18 protein-coding genes and 1 tRNA gene are annotated in these 17725 nt (G+C 64.0%); 3 read left to right on the top strand and 16 right to left on the bottom strand.

Annotated elements, in window-relative coordinates:
* Positions 1-114: 114 nt before the first annotated feature.
* Genes rseP through pyrH form a run of 6 tightly spaced genes read right to left on the bottom strand, consistent with a single transcriptional unit; the run spans position 115 to position 5186 of the window.
* On the bottom strand, positions 115-1233 hold the full coding sequence (gene rseP, locus ADAD_RS0108205) for an RIP metalloprotease RseP (RefSeq protein ID WP_010412346.1): 1119 nt from the start codon (positions 1231-1233) through the stop codon (positions 115-117).
* Positions 1230-2384: a 1-deoxy-D-xylulose-5-phosphate reductoisomerase gene (gene dxr, locus ADAD_RS0108200; RefSeq protein WP_010412343.1), complete on the bottom strand. Its 1155-nt coding sequence runs from the start codon at positions 2382-2384 to the stop codon at positions 1230-1232. The genes rseP and dxr overlap by 4 nt, the downstream gene beginning before the upstream one ends.
* Positions 2385-2389: 5 nt before the next feature.
* Positions 2390-3160 (bottom strand): phosphatidate cytidylyltransferase, encoded by a 771-nt coding sequence (locus ADAD_RS0108195; RefSeq protein ID WP_010412340.1) that lies wholly within the window; start codon positions 3158-3160, stop codon positions 2390-2392.
* Entirely contained in the window at positions 3147-3833 is a 687-nt protein-coding gene (gene uppS, locus ADAD_RS0108190; protein WP_029140007.1) for a polyprenyl diphosphate synthase, read from the bottom strand. Before uppS ends, ADAD_RS0108195 begins: the two co-directional genes overlap by 14 nt.
* Before the next feature lie 48 nt (positions 3834-3881).
* Entirely contained in the window at positions 3882-4439 is a 558-nt protein-coding gene (gene frr, locus ADAD_RS0108185; RefSeq protein ID WP_010412334.1) for a ribosome recycling factor, read from the bottom strand.
* A gap of 27 nt (positions 4440-4466) precedes the next feature.
* The gene (pyrH, locus tag ADAD_RS0108180) at positions 4467-5186 is read right to left on the bottom strand and encodes a UMP kinase (RefSeq protein WP_010412330.1); all 720 of its coding nucleotides are present in this window, start codon (positions 5184-5186) and stop codon (positions 4467-4469) included.
* A 124-nt stretch (positions 5187-5310) separates the two neighbouring features.
* Between pyrH and ADAD_RS0108175 the strand changes: the two genes are divergently transcribed.
* Positions 5311-6180 carry a metallophosphoesterase gene (locus ADAD_RS0108175; protein ID WP_033193263.1) on the top strand — a complete coding sequence of 290 codons (870 nt, stop codon included), beginning with the start codon at positions 5311-5313 and terminating at the stop codon, positions 6178-6180.
* Positions 6181-6207: 27 nt separating this feature from the next.
* Here the strand turns inward: ADAD_RS0108175 and ADAD_RS0108170 are convergent, their stop codons facing one another.
* The 3 genes from ADAD_RS0108170 to rpsB form a co-directional block, all read right to left on the bottom strand.
* On the bottom strand, positions 6208-6675 hold the full coding sequence (locus ADAD_RS0108170) for a PAS domain-containing protein (RefSeq protein WP_010412325.1): 468 nt from the start codon (positions 6673-6675) through the stop codon (positions 6208-6210).
* Between the two features lie 176 nt (positions 6676-6851).
* Positions 6852-7778: a translation elongation factor Ts gene (tsf, locus tag ADAD_RS0108165; RefSeq protein WP_010412323.1), complete on the bottom strand. Its 927-nt coding sequence runs from the start codon at positions 7776-7778 to the stop codon at positions 6852-6854.
* 97 nt (positions 7779-7875) lie between these two features.
* Positions 7876-8631: a 30S ribosomal protein S2 gene (gene rpsB / locus ADAD_RS0108160; protein ID WP_010412320.1), complete on the bottom strand. Its 756-nt coding sequence runs from the start codon at positions 8629-8631 to the stop codon at positions 7876-7878.
* A 339-nt stretch (positions 8632-8970) separates the two neighbouring features.
* On the opposite strand from rpsB, the gene ADAD_RS0108155 reads away from it, so the two are divergent.
* Positions 8971-9225 (top strand): hypothetical protein, encoded by a 255-nt coding sequence (locus ADAD_RS0108155; protein WP_010412317.1) that lies wholly within the window; start codon positions 8971-8973, stop codon positions 9223-9225.
* Between the two features lie 17 nt (positions 9226-9242).
* Here ADAD_RS0108155 and ADAD_RS0108150 read toward each other — a convergent pair whose 3' ends face one another.
* The 3 genes from ADAD_RS0108150 to ADAD_RS0108140 all read right to left on the bottom strand — a co-directional run bounded on the left by ADAD_RS0108150 (position 9243) and on the right by ADAD_RS0108140 (position 11441).
* Positions 9243-9980 carry a phosphatidylserine decarboxylase gene (locus ADAD_RS0108150; protein ID WP_010412315.1) on the bottom strand — a complete coding sequence of 246 codons (738 nt, stop codon included), beginning with the start codon at positions 9978-9980 and terminating at the stop codon, positions 9243-9245.
* A 45-nt stretch (positions 9981-10025) separates the two neighbouring features.
* Complete coding sequence (locus ADAD_RS0108145) at positions 10026-11171, bottom strand: beta-ketoacyl-ACP synthase III (protein ID WP_010412313.1); 1146 nt, start codon at positions 11169-11171, stop codon at positions 10026-10028.
* Positions 11172-11355: 184 nt separating this feature from the next.
* A tRNA-Tyr gene (locus ADAD_RS0108140) sits at positions 11356-11441 on the bottom strand.
* A 127-nt stretch (positions 11442-11568) separates the two neighbouring features.
* Between ADAD_RS0108140 and rlmB the strand changes: the two genes are divergently transcribed.
* Positions 11569-12372: a 23S rRNA (guanosine(2251)-2'-O)-methyltransferase RlmB gene (rlmB, locus tag ADAD_RS0108135; protein WP_029140005.1), complete on the top strand. Its 804-nt coding sequence runs from the start codon at positions 11569-11571 to the stop codon at positions 12370-12372.
* 111 nt (positions 12373-12483) lie between these two features.
* Here the strand turns inward: rlmB and ADAD_RS0108130 are convergent, their stop codons facing one another.
* The 4 genes from ADAD_RS0108130 to ADAD_RS0108115 all read right to left on the bottom strand — a co-directional run bounded on the left by ADAD_RS0108130 (position 12484) and on the right by ADAD_RS0108115 (position 17699).
* Entirely contained in the window at positions 12484-12756 is a 273-nt protein-coding gene (locus ADAD_RS0108130) for an HU family DNA-binding protein (protein WP_010412305.1), read from the bottom strand.
* A gap of 187 nt (positions 12757-12943) precedes the next feature.
* Complete coding sequence (lon, locus tag ADAD_RS0108125; RefSeq protein WP_010412302.1) at positions 12944-15340, bottom strand: endopeptidase La; 2397 nt, start codon at positions 15338-15340, stop codon at positions 12944-12946.
* A gap of 197 nt (positions 15341-15537) precedes the next feature.
* Positions 15538-15879, bottom strand: coding sequence for a YbaB/EbfC family nucleoid-associated protein (locus ADAD_RS0108120; RefSeq protein WP_029140004.1), 342 nt, complete (start codon positions 15877-15879; stop codon positions 15538-15540).
* Positions 15876-17699, bottom strand: a complete 1824-nt coding sequence (locus ADAD_RS0108115) for a DNA polymerase III subunit gamma/tau (RefSeq protein WP_010412297.1) — start codon at positions 17697-17699, stop codon at positions 15876-15878. Before ADAD_RS0108115 ends, ADAD_RS0108120 begins: the two co-directional genes overlap by 4 nt.
* Between the last annotated feature and the right edge of the window lie 26 nt (positions 17700-17725).

Below are 17725 nucleotides of genomic sequence, written 5' to 3'. Positions count from 1 at the left end.
TATCGAACCTCCGGATCGTCTGATCCGGCGCCCTCTGCCCGATACGCGCGCCCCTTTCAAGCTGGTGCCATTCGCTGGTGGGTCGGCCTCCCGTGTCCCGTGTCGACTTCGCGGTCAGCCGAACAGCGTCAGCGAAGCCAGATCGTTGATAGTCACGAATAGCATCAACGCGAGCACGAGAGCCACGCCGGTGCGATACGCCATTTCCATCGCACGGGGGCCAACCGGTTTCCGGCGGATCGCCTCCGCCGCGTAGAAAGCCAGGTGGCCACCGTCGAGCGCCGGGATTGGCAGCAGGTTAATGAATGCCAAATTAAGTGAGATCAGCGCAGCGAAATTGATGAACGCAATCCAGCCCAGGCTCAGCTGTTCGCCGGAAAACTTTGCGATCTTTACCGGGCCGCCCAACTCGCGCACCGAGCGCTGCCCGGTCACGATCTGCTTGATGCCGGTGATCATCATCGAAAACGTATCGACCGATTGCTCCACCCCGCTGCCGATTGCCGCGAGGGGCCCTTCGGGAACGAAGTCGTATTCGACACCTGCCGACTCGACACCGAGAAGACCGATTTTCGAAACATTCCCGAAACGGTCCTCCACCTCGTGGCTCATGGTCGTGATCGGAAAATCGAGGGTGCGCCCTGCCCGCTCGACGCCCAGCGTCATCGGTGTCTCAGGGTGAAGCATCACTTCCTGCTGAAGATCGCGGAAACTTTCGATCGCTTCCCCGTCGAGCGTCACGATCCGGTCGCCGACCTCGATCCCCGCTGCCTGGGCGGGCGATTCCTCGCTGAAACCGGCCACGGTCAACTGCTGCGCGGCATCCACGGGCACCGGACGACCGATCAACATGAAGAAGGCGGCGAAGATGCCGACCGCGATCAGGATATTGGTCGCTGGCCCTGCGAAGACAATCAGCGCGCGGCGCCACAGCGATGCATTCTGGAATGCGCCCGGCTCTGCGGGCGCATTGGGGTCGGGAATGCTCGCCGGGTTCATATCGCCCTTGAACTGCACGTAACCGCCCAGCGGCAGTGCGGAAATCCGCCAGCGCGTGCCGCGACTGTCGTTGAAACCAACCAGCTCCTTGCCGAAGCCGACAGAGAAGGCCTGCGCCTCCACCCCCAGCAGGCGTCCGACCAGGAGGTGGCCAAGCTCATGCAAGGTCACAAGCGGCCCCAGCACAAGCAGGAAGCCTAGAATCCACATCCAGAAGGGGGGCTGTTCGATCATGCGTTCTCCAGAATGTCCTGCGCCTGCCTGCGGGCAGATTCATCGACCGCCAGTACATCTTCCAGCGTGGCCGGTCGCGACGGTCTGTCCGCGCGAGTCAGGACGTCCTCCACCAGTGACGCGATACGGGTGAACGGAATGTGACCGGCCAGAAAGGCCGCAACGGCTATCTCGTTGGCGGCATTGAGGATTGCCGGGGCCGCCCCACCCTCCTCGCAAGCTTCTCGCGCAAGCCGGGTGGCGGGAAAACGAACCTCGTCGGGTGCGAAGAAGGTCAGCTGTCCAATGGCGGCGAGGTCCAGCGGATCGCACGGCGTTTCCATGCGGCGGGGCCAGGCGAGACAGGATGCGATGGGCACCATCATGTCCGACGGGCCGAGCTGCGCCAGCGTGGAATGATCGCGGTACTCGACCATCGAGTGGATGACACTTTGCGGGTGAACGAGAATACGGATCTTGTCGAGGCCGACGGGGAACAGGTGGTGTGCCTCGATCAGCTCGAGCCCCTTGTTCATCATGGTTGCGGAATCGACGCTGATCTTTGCCCCCATGTCCCAATTGGGGTGAGCAACAGCTTCATCCGGCGTCACCCGTTCGAGTTCCTGCGCCGAATGCAGCCGCAGGGGCCCGCCGCTGGCGGTAAGCGTGATCATTCGAACTTCGGACAGGCGATTGCCGGCAAGGCACTGGAAGATCGCGTTGTGCTCGGAATCGACGGGGAGGAGCGTGGCGCCGTGCTTCGCCACCGCGTCGGTCATCACCTCACCGGCGGAAACCAGCGCTTCCTTGTTGGCAAGAGCGATGGTCCCGCCCTGCTCTATCGCGGCCATGACGGGGGCCAGCCCGGCACAGCCCACGATAGCGGCCATCGAGATATCGACCGGGCGGCTCGCCGCCTCGATCAGCGCAGCCCGGCCACCCGCCGCCTCGATCCCGCTGCCGCTCAGCGCATCGCGCAGTTCGGGCAGGCATGCTTCGTCGCTCACCACTGCGATTTTCGCGTCGAACTCGCGCGCCAGATCGGCGAGCTTGGCAGCGCTGCAATGCGCAGTGAGCGCCTCGACCCGCCAGCTATCCCGATCCTCACGCAGAAGCTTGAGCGTGGAATCACCGACAGACCCGGTGCTGCCCAGAATGGATATGGAACGCATCGGACCTACAGGCTCAACGATACGACGATGCCGACGAGGATGGACACCGGGATCACGCCGTCGAAGCGATCGAAGAAACCGCCGTGGCCAGGGATCAGTCGGCTCGAATCCTTGACCCCCGCCTTGCGCTTCAGCCAGCTTTCGAACAGGTCGCCACTCTGCGCGACCACAGCCAGAACGGGCCCGGCGATGGCAAAGACGGTCAGCGACTGCGAATCCAGCGTGCCCTGCCGCCAGGTCAGGAAGATCAGCGGGCTCATGGCCAGCAACCCGCCGAACATGCCGCCCAGCAGGCCCGCCCATGTCTTGTTGGGGCTGACTTTGGGCAGGATGCGCGGGCCGCCGATCAGCGTGCCGAAAAGGTAGGCGAAGGTATCGGCGAGGATCACCACGCCGAGGACGATGTAGAAGGCCTGCATGTCCGCATCGATCAGGATGACGGCAGAAAGCCCGATATAGGCGGCGCCGGCAAGGATGCCTGCCAACCGGTAGGGAATGTTGCCAGTCGCCTTGATGACGAGAAAGATGAATTCCAGGAAGCACAGAGCGGCAACCGCGCCCACGATCAGGTCCAGGCCCCGCTCGCCCAGCGCCCAGTAGACGCCCGCGACAATCGCGATCATCACCAGGGCGGATGCGGCCCTGATGCCGAATGTCTTGCGGCGCGAGTGCTCGCGCACCTCGGCCAGCGTCGGATTCTCCGGCTCGCCGCCAATCAGCGGCTGCGCCTCGGGCTCGTGCGCGTCGTCCGCGCGGGTCTCGTCATCGTCCGCCATAGCGCCTCTCCCTCTTCGCGAAGTCGCTCAACGCGGCCTTGAGATGCTCCGGGGTGAAGTCCGGCCACAGCGTCTCGACGAAGATCATCTCTGCATAGGCCATCTGCCATAACAAAAAGTTGGACAGGCGCACCTCGCCACTGGTCCGTATCAGCAGGTCGACCGGTGGCAGGTCGGCGGTGAACAGATGGCGTTCAATCGCTTCGGGCGTGATCTCGCCTTCCCGGCCAGCCGCCCGGGCGGCCTGCGCGATCTCCTGCTGCGATCCGTAATTGAGCGCGACCGCGACCGTATGCGTCCCCTGTGCGGTACGCTCCAGCGCATCTTCCAGCATGGCGACGATATCGGCATCCAGCGCCCGCCAGTCGCCGACGATCTTCAGCCGAACGCCGTTCTTCACGAACTCTTCCAGATCGGTCCGGATGAAGTTGCGCATCAGGTTCATGAGGTCGGAAACCTCTTCCTCCGGGCGCTTCCAGTTCTCCGCCGAGAAGGCATAGAGCGTCAGGCACTCGATGCCCGTGCCTTCGAGGCTGCGCACGAGCGTGCGGACCGCCTCCACGCCGCGCTTGTGGCCGATCGCACGCGGCAGCCCGCGGCGTTTCGCCCAGCGCCCGTTGCCATCCATGATGATGGCAACATGGCGCGCGCCGCCAACAGGTTCGTCAGACATCGACCAACCCCGTTCGGACATGCGGATAAGGGACGGCAGCCCGCATCCTCACTGCGTCATGATTTCCTTTTCCTTGGCTTCCGCAGCGGTATCCGCCTCGCTCGTATACTTGTCGGTCAGCTTCTGGACATCGTCCTCGGCACGCTTGCGCTCGTCTTCGGAGATTTCCTTCTTCTTCTCGTCTTCCTTGAGCGCTTCCATACCGTCGCGGCGCACGTTGCGGATCGCGATCTTGGCGTTCTCGGCATACTTGCCGGCAAGCTTGGCGAGTTCGCGGCGCCGTTCCTCGGTCAGATCGGGCATGGGAATGCGCAGCGTCTGGCCGTCCTGCATCGGGTTGAGGCCCAGGTTCGCGTGGGCAATGCCCTTTTCCACCGCGCTGACATTGCCCTTGTCCCACACCTGCACGCTCAGCATGCGCGGTTCGGGCGCGGAGACGGTGGCCACCTGATTGAGCGGCATCATCGAGCCGTAGACTTCCACCTGCACCGGATCGAGCAGGCTGGTGTTTGCGCGCCCCGTGCGCAGCCCCGCCAGATCGCCCTTCAGGCTTTCCACCGCGCCCTGCATGCGGCGCTCGATATCGCTCTTGTCGTATTTCGCCATGGTTGGCCTTCCTACATCCTCTTGAACTTAATCGTTTCGTACGATGGTCTGTGCGCCTTGCCCAGCGAGTACGCGGGCGAGATTGCCCTTCTCGCGGATCGAGAACACAACGATGGGGATGTTGTTGTCCCGACACAGCGCCACTGCGCTGGCGTCCATAACCTTCAGGTTGTCCGCCAGCACCTTGTCGTACGTGACTGAATCATATCGCTTTGCATCGGCATTCTTCTTGGGGTCGGAATCGTACACTCCGTCCACGCTCGTGCCTTTGAACAGCGCGTCGCAGCGCATTTCGGCCGCGCGCAGCGCCGCCCCGCTGTCGGTGGTGAAGTACGGCGCGCCGACGCCGGCGGCGAAGATCACGATCCGGCCCTTTTCCAGGTGCCGCTCCGCCCGGCGGCGGATCACCGGCTCGCACACCTGGTCCATCTGCACCGCGCTCTGCACACGGGTCGGCACGCCAAGCTGTTCGAGCGCGCTCTGCATAGCCAGCGCGTTCATGACTGTGGCGAGCATGCCCATGTAATCGGCCTGCGCGCGGTCCATGCCCTGCGCCGCGCCCGCCATGCCGCGAAAGATGTTGCCGCCACCAATTACGAGGCAGATTTCCCAACCTGCGTCCCTGGCCTGCTTCACCTCCCCGGCGAGTTCGCTGACGAATGCGGGATCGATGCCGAACTCCTGCTCGCCCATCAACACTTCGCCGGAGAGTTTCAGAAGGATACGCTTGGCGTTGCTGATCGGCATGGGGGTCGGGTCTCGAATTGCGAAAGTCGCAAGGCCCTACCGCGAGCGGGTGCGGGTGGCAACGGCATGGCGCGCTGTTTTGATCGCGCTTGCCTGTGTGGCCCGCTTGGATCATCCCGGTGCGATGCTTGGACGTCTCCTCCCTTCCGGCCGCGCACGGATCGTACTGCTCGCCCTTCTGATCGCATTGCTGGCGGCGTTGGTGTTCGTCGCGGCGAAAGCATGGCGCGATACGCTGGCGGACCCGGTGGTGCGCCGCACGAGCGTGATGTTGCCCGACATGGCACCGGGGGCAGATCCCGTCACGCTCGCGCTGATCTCGGACATCCACGTCGCCGGCCCCGACATGCCGCCCGAGCGGCTCGAGCGGATCGTCACACAGATCAACGCGCTGGAGCCCGATGCCGTGCTGATCGCCGGAGACCTGATCAGTGAAAAGAAGCTGGGCACGAAGATTTACAGCGCGGAGGCGGCGGTCGCTCCGCTGGCCGCGCTGTATGCGCGGCTCGGCACCTTCCTCGTGCCGGGCAATCACGATCACTGGTTCGGCTGGCCGGACCTGAGGCGCGCATTGGCGAAAACACCCGTCACCATACTGGAGAACGACGCCGCGCAGGTCGGCCCGCTGGTCATCGGCGGACTCGACGACGAATATACCGGGCACGACGACATCGCGAAAACGCGCGCGGCGATGGCAAAGCTGGAGGGCGCGCAAGTGTTCCTCGGCCACAGCCCGGATTCGCTGCCCGACCTTCCCGAAGGCTCGGTCGTACTTGCCGGCCACACGCACTGCGGGCAGATCAAGCTGCCGCTGGTCGGCGCGATTGCGACCCAGTCGCGCTATGGCAAGCGGTTCGCGTGCGGGCGGACCGACGATCCGCACGGCACGGCGATCGTGGGCGCGGGGCTCGGCACGAGCGTCCTGCCGATCCGCTTCGGCACCCGGCCCGAAATCTGGCTGATCGAACTGCGTGGCGGCGGCTCTCGACGCTGACAGCACAGCCCGCAAAGACGAAGACGCTCAGTCTTCGGTGCGAAAAGGGATTTCTCGCGACGTCGCCAATACGGAGACGACCGGCCCCGCCCTTGAGCAAATCGGCTTGAGATTCACCGACCAGCGACGCGGATTGCCCTTTGCGGTCGGGCAGGTGGCTTCGAACGTACTGGTTTTGCCGCCGATCGCCTCGTCGAAGACACCGCGCACCATGTCCTGCGCGCTTAGCGGCCAGAGCGTCCACCAGAACTTGCCATAGACTGCCGATGGATCGTCGATTTCCATCGCCTTCATCCCACCGCAGTTCATGAACTCCAGTTTTCCATCGATGCTGAGAAGTTTGACGCAATCCTCGCTCTGTTCGAGCAGGCACAATGCAAGGTCGCTTCCATCCAGCCCGACCGAATGCACGACGGAGATCGCCTTCGCATCCGGCGAGCGGTCGACCACGGCTACCTTCGGCATTTCAGACATCGGCCAGCGCTTTCGCTTCATACGTTTCAGAGGTGCAACGAAGGATGCTTTTCAGCCAGCAGACCTTAACAGCGCTTTGAAGTGCGGTTCCGGAACTTCCACAATGCGCTCTAAAGAGGGCGCACAGTGCGGATACGGAAACGGCCGCCGAACCCGGGGGTCCGACGGCCGCGAAAGTCGCAAGTTGTGCGGAAGCGTCAGCCCTTCACGGCCGCCGCGACTTCGGCCGCGAAGTCCGCTTCTTCTTTCTCGATGCCTTCCCCGAGCTGGAAGCGGACGTAATCCTTGAGGACGATGGGCTTGCCCGCGTCCTTGCCGGCCTGCGCCACGACCTGCTCGATCGGGGTCTTGTTGTCGTGGACCAGGATCTGGCTCATCAGCGCGTTTTCCTTGGCGAACTTCGCCACGGCGCCATCGACCATCTTTTCCTGCACGTTTTCCGGCTTGCCGCTTTCGGCAGCCTTCTCGGCAGCGATCTTGCGCTCACGCTCGATCAGCTCGGCATCCAGATCGTCGGCGGTCAGCGCCTGCGGGAATGCCGCGGCGATGTGCTGGGCCAGCTTGGTGCCCAGCTCTTCCAGCTTGGCGGTATCCGCTTCGCTTTCGAGCGCGACGAGCACGCCGATCTTGCCCAGGTTCGGGGCGACCGCGTTGTGCATGTAAGGCACGACCAAGCCGTTATCGACCGTCACGGTCTTCATCCGACGGACCTGCTGGTTCTCGCCAATGGTGGCAACATTGTCGGTCAGCTTGTCGCCGATCGTGCCGCCATCGGGGTAATCCATGCCCTTCAGCGTTTCGACGTCGTCCGTGTTGGCGCCCAGCGCGACCTGCGTGGTCTTGCGGACGAAATCCTGGAACTTGTCGTTCTTGGCGACGAAGTCGGTTTCCGAGTTGACCTCCACGGCCACACCCTTCGTGCCTTCGATGGCAACGCCGACCAGACCTTCCGCCGCGGTACGGCTGGACTTCTTCTGCGCGGTGGCGAGGCCCTTGGCGCGCAGCGCGTCGACTGCGGCTTCGATATCGCCATTCGCGCCTTCGAGCGCCTTCTTGGCGTCCATCATGCCCGCGCCGGTTTTCTCGCGGAGTTTCTTCACGTCAGCGGCGGTAAAAGCGCCCATGATCTATTCCTTGATTTTCATATGGTGAGCGGCCCCGGGGCCTGCAGCAAAGACAGGCTAGGCCCCGGGTCGCTAGTCAGCGAATGTGAAGCCGCGGTTACGCGCTGGCTTCGGCAGTCTCGGCAGCGGCTTCGGCGGGCGGATTTTCCATCTCGCCAATGCCCGGATCGTTCGAACCATCCTTGCGCGCAGCTTCGCCGAAGGCATCGCAATAGAGGCGTACGGCGCGGCTGGCATCGTCGTTACCGGGAACCGGGAAGGCAATGCCGGTCGGGTCGGTGTTCGAATCGAGCACCGCAACCACGGGAATGCCAAGCACGTTGGCTTCCTTGATGGCGAGGTCTTCCTTGTTGGCGTCGATCACGATCATCACGTCGGGAATGCCGCCCATGTCGCGGATGCCGCCGAGCGAAAGCTCCAGCTTGTCACGCTCGCGCGTGAGGTTGAGAACTTCCTTCTTGGTCAGGCCGCCAGTGTCGCCCGACAGCTGTTCCTCGAGCGTCTTGAGACGCTTGATCGAACCGCTGATGGTCTTCCAGTTGGTGAGCATGCCGCCCAGCCAGCGGTGGTTGACGAAGTGCTGGCCCGCCATGCGGGCTGCCTCGGCCACCGGCTCCTGCGCCTGCCGCTTGGTGCCGACGAACAGGACCTTGCCGCCGCCCTGCGCGGTGGAGGCGACGAAATCGAGCGCACGCGCCATCAGCGGCACGGTCTGCGACAGGTCGATGATGTGGACACCGTTGCGCGCGCCGAAGATGTACGGCTTCATGCGCGGGTTCCAGCGGTGGGTCTGGTGGCCGAAGTGTGCGCCGGCCTCGATCAATTGCTGCATCGTGACGGTAGGAGCCGCCATAAGTCATTTCCTTTCCGGTTATACCTCTGGAAAGCGGGAGAACCCGAGGCGGTTGGCCCGCCATAGGCACCGGTATGATGCGCTTTCCATGTGGATTTTCCGCAGGTCATCCCGCGGAAGCGCGCCACTTAGCGACTTCGGGGCGCAAAATCCAGTACCAATTCGACGGGAAATCGCGATCGCACGTGCCCTTTCGGCTTGACAGCCGAGAACAAAAAGAGAACAAAGGCTCCAGTCAGCGCAACTCAGTGAGTCGCCGACATCTTATGAGCATGTTTTCCACAGCCGGTCCACGTTTTTGCACCGGACCTGCGGAGGACCCGAGGCCGGAGAAACACCATGATCGCATTCGCCATCACATGCCTGCTTGTCATCGCCGCGCTGGCCGCGCTGCTTACGATGACCGATAGTGCCATGCGCGGCTGGCATGCCTACCGCGCGCTCGGCTCGGAATTGCGTGTGCTGCGCAAGCGGATGGATAATGCAGGACCGGCACCGGCGTTGCGGGAAGCGCGCCTGTCTGGCGTTCGTTCGCCCCGGCGCCCTGCTCTTCAGCAGAACATGCGCGCTGCAACGTTGCGCGCTGCCGCCTGAACGGCCCTGTCGCAAGCTTACTGCTGCAGGCCTTCCAGCTCGACCGTTTCGCCCAACCGCCCGAGAACGGTCTCGCCCGCGATAACCCGCTGGCCCATCAGCACCTGGGGCGAGGTGCCCTGCGGCAGATACAGATCGACGCGGCTGCCGAAGCGGATCAGCCCCACCCGCTGCCCCGCCGCGACAATATCGCCCGGTTTCACGAAAGGCACGATCCGCCGCGCGACCAACCCGGCGATCTGCGTCATCCCCACCGCCACGCCATCGCTGCGCATGATGATGATGTGCTGCCGCTCGTTCTCCTCGCTCGACTTGTCGAGTTCGGCATTGACGAACTTGCCGGGCACGTAGCTCATCGTGCCGACCGTGCCCGCGCATGGCGAGCGGTTGATGTGCACGTCGAATATGCTGAGATAGATCGAAATCCGGGTGACGGGCTCGTGCCCCAACCCTCCTTCTTCGCCGCGGAGCTCCAGTGGAGGCTCCACTTCCGAAATCTGCGTCACCGTGCCGTCGGCAGGCGAGAGGATCAGAGCGTCGCCTCGCGGCACCACGCGTTCGGGATCGCGGAAGAAGGCGAGGATGCACAGCGAGAGGAACGCGAGCGGCCAGGCGAGCGTCTCCCACGCAAGCAGCGCGGCGATCAGCGACAGGCCGAGACAGATCAGCGCGTATTTGCGACCTTCGGGATGGACCGAGGGTAGCGAGGAGCGCGCTTCCCCTCGCCCGCGATTATCCATGACCTCACCAGCCATGGCGCACCGCCTCACGCTTGGCCATTCGGATGCGAACGGCGCCCATCATGCCGACCTCCGGACGAACACGGCGCCCGCCGAATATCCCGCGCCGAAGCTGCAGATCAGCCCGGTATCCCCTGCCTCCAGGTCCTCGTGATTGAGGTGAAAGGCGATGATCGAACCCGCGCTGGAGGTATTGCCATAGGTGTCGAGCACGGTCGGGCTTTCGTCGTCGCTCGCCTCATGCCCCAGCACCCGCTGCGCAATAAGGCGGTTCATGCCCGCATTCGCCTGGTGCAGCCACAAGCGCCGCAGTCGTGCGGGATCGATCGACAGGCGCTGTGCCTCGGTCACGATCATTTCCGCGACCATGGGCACCACTTCCTTGAAAACCTTGCGGCCCTCCTGGACGAACAGCTTGTCGTCGCTGCCGATCGTTTCCGGCTCCGCACGATTGAGGAAGCCGAAATTGTTGCGGATATTGTTCGAAAAAACGGTCTTCAGTCGCGTGCCCAGAATCTCCCAGTGGCCGGGCGGCGCGATGCTAGCATCCTCCACCAGCACCGCCGTCGCCACATCGCCGAAGATGAAGTGGCTGTCGCGGTCGCGCCAGTTGAGATGCCCGCTGGTGATCTCCGGGCTTACCACCAGCACGCTCTTCGCATGGCCCGCGCGAACATAATCGGCGGCGGTCTGGATGCCGAAGGTGGCGGAAGAGCATGCGACATTCATGTCGAAGGCGAACCCGTCGATCCCCAGTGCCTGCTGGATCTCGATCGCCATGGCGGGATAGGGCCGCTGCATGTTGGAAGCAGCGCACAGGACCGCGTCGACATCCGCCGGATCGCGACCGGCCTTTTCCAGCGCCTCGCGCGCGGCGGCCACGCCGATCTCTGCCATCAGAGACAATTCGTCGTTGCCGCGCGGTTCGTGGCGCGGCTCCATGATCTCGGGATCGATCAGCGGCGCCTTGTTCATCACATGGCGCGACTTGATCCCGCTCGCCTTCTCGATGAACTCGACCGAGCTGGGCGTCAGCGCTTCCATCTCGCCCGCAGCAATCGCGTCGGCGTGTGCGACGTTGTGACGTTCGACGAAGGCGTTGAAACTGTCGACCAGTTCGCGGTTGCTGATGCTGTCTTCGGGTGTGAACAGACCGGTCGCCGATATGACCGGCTTAGGGGCGGTGGAATTTTCGTGCGCGCTCATGGAAGGCCGAGGATTAGCCGCGCCAGGGATGCGCGGCAAGTGCGGCGAATCGCGAAGGCGGAAAGGCAGCATGCGATGGCGAAGCACGCATCTGCCATCGCTGAGGGGCACCGGCACCGCGGTCAGAAGATTTCAGCGATGAAAGCAGCATGGCAAGGCCGGCCAAGCCGACCCTGAGGGATGGTGGTGGACAGGGCTGGATTCGAACCAGCGTACGCTTGCGCGGGCAGATTTACAGTCTGCTGCCTTTAACCACTCGGCCACCTGTCCACAGGGTCTGATCTGCAAGAGGCAGTGCAAGAAACAGCGCGCCTTGCCGGGCGCCGCATGCCGAGGTGCGCCCCTTTGAAGAAGCCGCGCTTGCCTGTCAATGGCCGGGGTGGCAGGGCGAGCAACTATGGCAAAACCGGAACGCAAAAGGGCGCTGCGCGGACGCGCAGGCAGGATGAAGAATGGTCGCGGGAGCGGGCGTGCGAGCACGGGGCAGGTGCGGCTCTGGGGCCGCCACGCGGTCGAGGCGGCGCTGCTCAATCCCGAACGCAAGCACCGCAAGCTATGGGCGACGCGCGATGGCATCGAGTCGCTCGACGGGGAGCTGCCCGCCGATTTCCCCGTGGAATATGCCGACACGCCCGATCTCGACCGGCTGGTGGCGCGCGACGCGCCGCATCAGGGGCTGGTCCTCGAATGCGCCCCGCTGGAAGAGCAGGATCTGCTCGACGTGATCGCCGCGGACGATGCGGCGCGGCCGATCGTGGTGCTGGACCAGGTGACGGACCCGCACAATGTCGGCGCAATCATGCGCTCGGCCGCCGCCTTCGGTGCCGCAGCCATCGTGACGCAGGATCGCCATGCCCCGCCCGAAAGCGGCGTGGTGGCAAAATCCGCGTCGGGTGCGCTGGAGACCGTGCCCTGGGTGCGCGTGGTCAACCTTGCGCGCGCGCTGGACGATCTCACCGCGCACGGCTTCTGGCGCATCGGTCTGGCAGGCGAAGCGGAGATGACCCTGGCGCAGGCCATGCCAACCGGGCCCGTCGCGATCGTGCTGGGGGCAGAGGGCGCCGGGCTTCGGCAAAATATCGCCGGACATTGCGACGCGCTCGCCAGACTGCCGATTTCCGCTGCGATCGAGAGCCTCAACGTCTCGAACGCGGCGGCGATTGCGCTCTACGCGCTGGCGACCCGCGAAAACCAGGCATAGCCTCCGGCACGCCGCTTGCGGTGTACGTCGCGCAAAGAAAAACCCCGCCGATCCACCACTCGACGGGGTCTTCTGTTTTAGCAGGCCCACGTAGGACCCCCGTGAAATCTCTTAGTTCACGGCGTCCTTGAGGCCCTTGCCAGCCTTGAACTTGGGCTGGTTGGAAGCCTTGATTTCCATCGGTTCGCCGGTGCGCGGGTTACGGCCGGTCGAGGCCTTGCGCTTCGCGACCGAAAACGTACCGAACCCGACGAGCCGAACCTCATCGCCATCGGCGAGGGCCTTCTGGATCGCGTCGAATACACCTTCCACGGCGTTCGAAGCGTCGCTCTTGGAAAGGCCACAGGATTCGGCAACCGTGCCGATCAGCTCATTCTTGTTCATACGGAAAACCCCTCGGTCCCAGACTTTCTACGGTGATAATTCGCTACGAGCGAATTCGTCGATTTGAGACCTTCGGCACGCATCTGTCAAAGTCATTCTGACAAAAAAGCGCGGAAATGTGCGATTTCTGGTTTACAAACATCAACTCTGTTGAAAAGTTTCGAACGAATGGCGAACAAACCCCGCATCAATGCGTGGTTTGCCCGCTTTCCGTAAAGGGAACTCCGTTCACCGGCTGACTCGCCAGGTCATCTGCTTCGGTCCATTCGATCGCATCGGGCTCTCTGACCAGAGCGCGCGACAGGACCTCGTCGACGTGGGATACGGGCACGATCTCCAATCCTTCGGTCACGCGCTCGGCGATATCGGCCAGGTCCTTCACGTTCTCTTCCGGGATCAGCACGGTGGGGATGCCACCACGCCGCGCCGCAAGCAGCTTTTCCTTCAGCCCGCCAATGGCCAGCACGCGTCCGCGCAACGTCACCTCGCCGGTCATGGCGACATCCGGGCGAACCGGAATACCGGCCAATGTCGAGACGATCGAGGTGACCATTCCCACGCCCGCGCTCGGCCCATCCTTGGGCACCGCCCCTTCGGGCAAGTGGATATGGATATTCTTGCGCCGGAAGATCGAGGGCTTGATGCCGTAGGCAGGCGCCCTCGCCTTCACGAAGCTGAAGGCCGCGGCGACGCTTTCGTTCATCACCTCGCCCAGCTTGCCCGTGGTCTTGATTTCGCCCTTGCCCGGCGTGGTGACGCTTTCGATGGTCAGCAGCTCGCCGCCCACCTGCGTCCATGCCAGCCCGGTGACGGCACCGATCTGCGCTTCCTTTTCCGCCAGGCCATGCTTGTGTTTGCGCACACCAGCGAACTCGCCGAGGTTTTCCGGCGTTATCTCGACCGTTTCAGCCTTCTTCTCGAGGATCTTGCGCAGGCTCTTGCGGGCCAGCTTTGCGATCTCCCGCTCCAGCGTGCGCACTCCGGCCTCACGCGTATAGTAGCGGATCAGGTCGCGCAGCGCCTCGTCGGTCAGCGTGAATTCGCCTTCCTCCAGCCCATGGTCGGCGACCTGCTTGGGCAGCAGGTGCGACTTGGCGATCTCCACCTTCTCGTCCTCGGTGTAGCCTTCCAGCCGGATGATCTCCATCCGGTCGAGCAGCGGCTGCGGCAGGTCGAGAGTGTTCGCGGTGCACACGAACATGATGTCCGACAGATCGAAATCGACCTCCAGATAATGGTCCTGGAAGCGCGCGTTCTGTTCCGGATCGAGCACTTCGAGCAGCGCCGAGGCGGGATCGCCGCGGAAATCCTGGCCCAGCTTGTCGATTTCGTCGAGCAGGAACAGCGGATTGGTGGTGCCCGCCTTGGTCAGGTTCTTGACGATCTTGCCCGGCATGGAGCCGATATAGGTCCGCCGGTGGCCGCGAATTTCGGATTCGTCGCGCACGCCGCCAAGCGACTGGCGCACGAACTCGCGGCCCGTGGCGCGCGCGATCGACTTGCCCAGGCTTGTCTTGCCGACACCCGGAGGGCCGACGAGGCACAGGATCGGACCTTTCAGCTTGTTCGTCCGCGCCTGCACGGCGAGATATTCGACGATCCGCTCCTTCACCTTTTCCAGTGCGTAGTGATCGTCATCGAGGATGGTCTGCGCCTCCTCGATATCGCGGTTGAGTTCGCTCTTCTGGCCCCATGGCAGGTCGAGCAGCACGTCGAGATAGTTGCGGATGACGGTCGCCTCGGCGCTCATCGGCTGCATCGCCTTGAGCTTCTTGAGCTCGCTTTCCGCCTTGGTGCGCGCCTCTTCGGAAAGCTCCAGCTTCTCGATCTTTTCCTGCAGCTCGGCAAGCTCGTCGCCGTCGCCGCCCTCGCCCGAGCCACCAAGCTCGTTCTGGATCGCCTTCAACTGTTCGTTGAGATAATACTCGCGCTGCGTCTTCTCCATCTGCCGCTTCACGCGGCCCCGGATGCGCCGCTCCACCTGCAGCACGGAAAGCTCGCCCTCCATGAAGTTGAGGAGCATTTCCAGCCGCTTGCGCGGATCGGGCTCGGTCAGCAGGCCCTGCTTGTCAGAAACCTTGATCGCCAGGGCAGCGGCCACCGCATCGGCGAGCGCGGCCGCATCGTCGATCTCGCCCAGTTCCTCGGCCGCTCCTTCGTTTTTCTTCGAAAGCTTGGCGTAATCGGCAAACTGCTCGATCACGGTGCGCATCAGCGCAGTGACTTCGCTGCCGGAAACCGTGGCCTGCTCCATCGGGCGAACCTGGGCGAAGGTAACTGCGCCCTCGTCCTGCAAGTCGCTCAACTGCGCACGGCTCGTGCCTTCGACCAGCACACGCACGGTGCCATCCGGCATTTTGAGCATCTGCAGGATCTGGGCGATCACGCCGACATCGTAGAGATCGGAGCCGCCCGGTTCTTCGCACGAAGGATCAAGCTGGGCGAGCAGGAAGATGTCCTTGTCGCCTTCCATCGCCGCTTCGAGCGCGGCGACCGAGCGCTCGCGCCCGACGAAGATCGGCACGACCATGCCGGGGAACACGACGATGTCGCGCAGGGGGAGAAGCGGAAAACGCTGAGTCATAAGTATCTTTTAGCGCGCGGATTGGCCGCGCACCCGTCCTTGCCCAAGAATATGGGTCGATCGACCGGACCCTGCAATGGGTTGCGCCGACGGCTGTGGATGGACCGCTGGGAAGACCACCCTTGCGACAGCCGTGGGCCTCCATTGCCGCAGGCGGTCGGAGCCTTGCAGGCGAAGCGCCCTGCCCGGCCCGGCCCCTAGCCCATGCCGGGCAGGTTGAAGCCCGGGGGAAGCCCCATGCCGGACTGGATCTTCTCCATCTCTTCGGACGAAACACGATCCGCCTTGCCGCGCGCATCGTTGAACGCGGCGGCGACCAGATCTTCCACCATCTGCTTTTCTTCGGGCTTCATCAGGCTGTCGTCGATGCTCACGCCCATGATCCGGCCGCGCGCGGTGCATTTCACCTTTACCAGACCGCCGCCGGCGGTGCCTTCGACCTCGATCGAATCGAGCTTGGCCTGTGCTTCGCCCATCTGGTTCTGAATGGTCTGCGCCGCTTCCTGCGCGGCTTTCATCATCTCTTCCATCGATTTCATGCGTGCTTGCTCCATCGGCGTGGGGTTGCGGCGGCAGCCTGCTCCTTCTCGTCGAGCAGTTCCGCCTGGGGGAAGGCCGCACGGGCGGCCTGCATTAGCGGGTGGTTCTCCATCGCGTCGCGCAGCGCAGCGGCTTCGGCCTGCGCGGCCTCCGCAAGGCTGGGCGGCGCGGCGGGGTCAGTAATTTCCGCGAGCTTCCAGCTACGGCCCGTCGCCCTTTGCAGCGCAGTGCGCAATTCGGCCTCGATCTTGTCCTTGTATTCGGGCGCACGGGCAAAGGTGATCACGCCATCTTCAAGGCTTACGACCCGCAGTTGCAGACGCATGATGCTGGCCGCGATGTACTCGCCCGCCTCCTCGACCCGGTTCACCAGCGATGCAAAATCGGCTGGCGGCAAGGGAGTGGCGGACTGGGGCGGCGCTGCAGCACTCGGCGCAGGCGACGCAGGCGATGATGCGCTTTCTGCGGGCGTGGCCGGGAGGCCTTTCGCCAGTTCCTCCATCTTGCGCACGAGCGAGCCGGGATCGGGCGCATCCGCCGCGTGGATCAGCCGCAACAAGGCCATCTGCGCGCTCACCAGCGGATCTGGCGCGGTCTTTACCTCGTCATATCCCTTCAGGAGCAACTGCCACAGACGGTGCAACTGACCGGGCGTCAGCCTGCCGGCCCAGTCGGAAAGCTGGCCGCGCTCTTCCTCGCCATGGAGATCGGGCATCGCGCCGCCGATCTGCATCACCGTGATCCGGTGGACGACGTCCATCAGCGCGCGCATCAGCGCCAGCGGCTCGACCCCCAGCGCATACTGGTCCGCAACCGCGTCCAGCATCTGCTTGGGTTGACCTTCCAGGATAGCGCCCAGCAGGCGCCGCTGCGCGCCCGCATCGGCCAGGCCCAGCATGTCGCGCACGCGCGCCGCAGTGACCAGCCCGCCCGATCCGTCATCCTCCAGATCGGCATGCGCAATCGCCTGGTCGAGGATCGAAAGCCCGTCACGCACAGACCCTTCCGCTGCGGCTGCGACCAGCGCCAGTGCCTCGGGCTCGGCCGCGACCTGCTCCTGCTCGCAAACCCATGCGAAATGTTCGGCCAGCCGCTCGGTCGGGATACGGCGCAGGTCGAAACGCTGCGTGCGGCTGAGCACCGTGACCGGCAGCTTGTCGACCTCGGTGGTCGCGAAGAGAAACTTCACATGGCTCGGCGGCTCCTCAAGTGTCTTGAGCAACGCATTGAAAGCATTGCGAGACAGCATGTGGACTTCGTCGATGATGTAGATCTTGTAGCGCGCGCTGACAGCGGCATAGCGGACCGCCTCGATGATTTCGCGCACGTCGTCGACACCGGTATGCGAGGCCGCGTCCATCTCGATCACGTCGATATGGCGGCCTTCCGCAATCGCGCGACACGGCTCGCACACGCCGCAGGGATCGATGGTCGGCCCACCCTCCCCGTCCGGCCCGATGCAGTTGAGCGACTTGGCGATCAGGCGCGCGGTGGAGGTCTTCCCCACCCCGCGCACGCCGGTCATCAAAAAGGCATGCGCCAGCCGGTCACGCCGGATGGCGTTGGCCAGCGTCTGGACCATCGGCTCCTGCCCGATCAGCTGGCTGAAGGTCTGCGGACGATATTTGCGCGCGAGCACGCGATAGGGCTGCGCGGGATCGGCCGTCGGCTCTGCTGATTTGGGCTCGGCAGGCGCCTCCGGTTCCGGTTCGGCGTCGACGAACATCGCGTTCTGGCCCGCCGCCTCCAGTTCGGCGGCGGAAGGCTGAGCCTCTTCGGTCTCGTTCAGATCTTTATCGGGAAGCTCGGAATCGCCCATCGGGCAAAGCTAGGCGCTGCCCAGGC

It is taken from the genome of Citromicrobium sp. JLT1363 (assembly GCF_000186705.1).
GTDB lineage: Bacteria > Pseudomonadota > Alphaproteobacteria > Sphingomonadales > Sphingomonadaceae > Alteriqipengyuania.
This window is presented reverse-complemented; position numbering and strand designations above follow the sequence as displayed.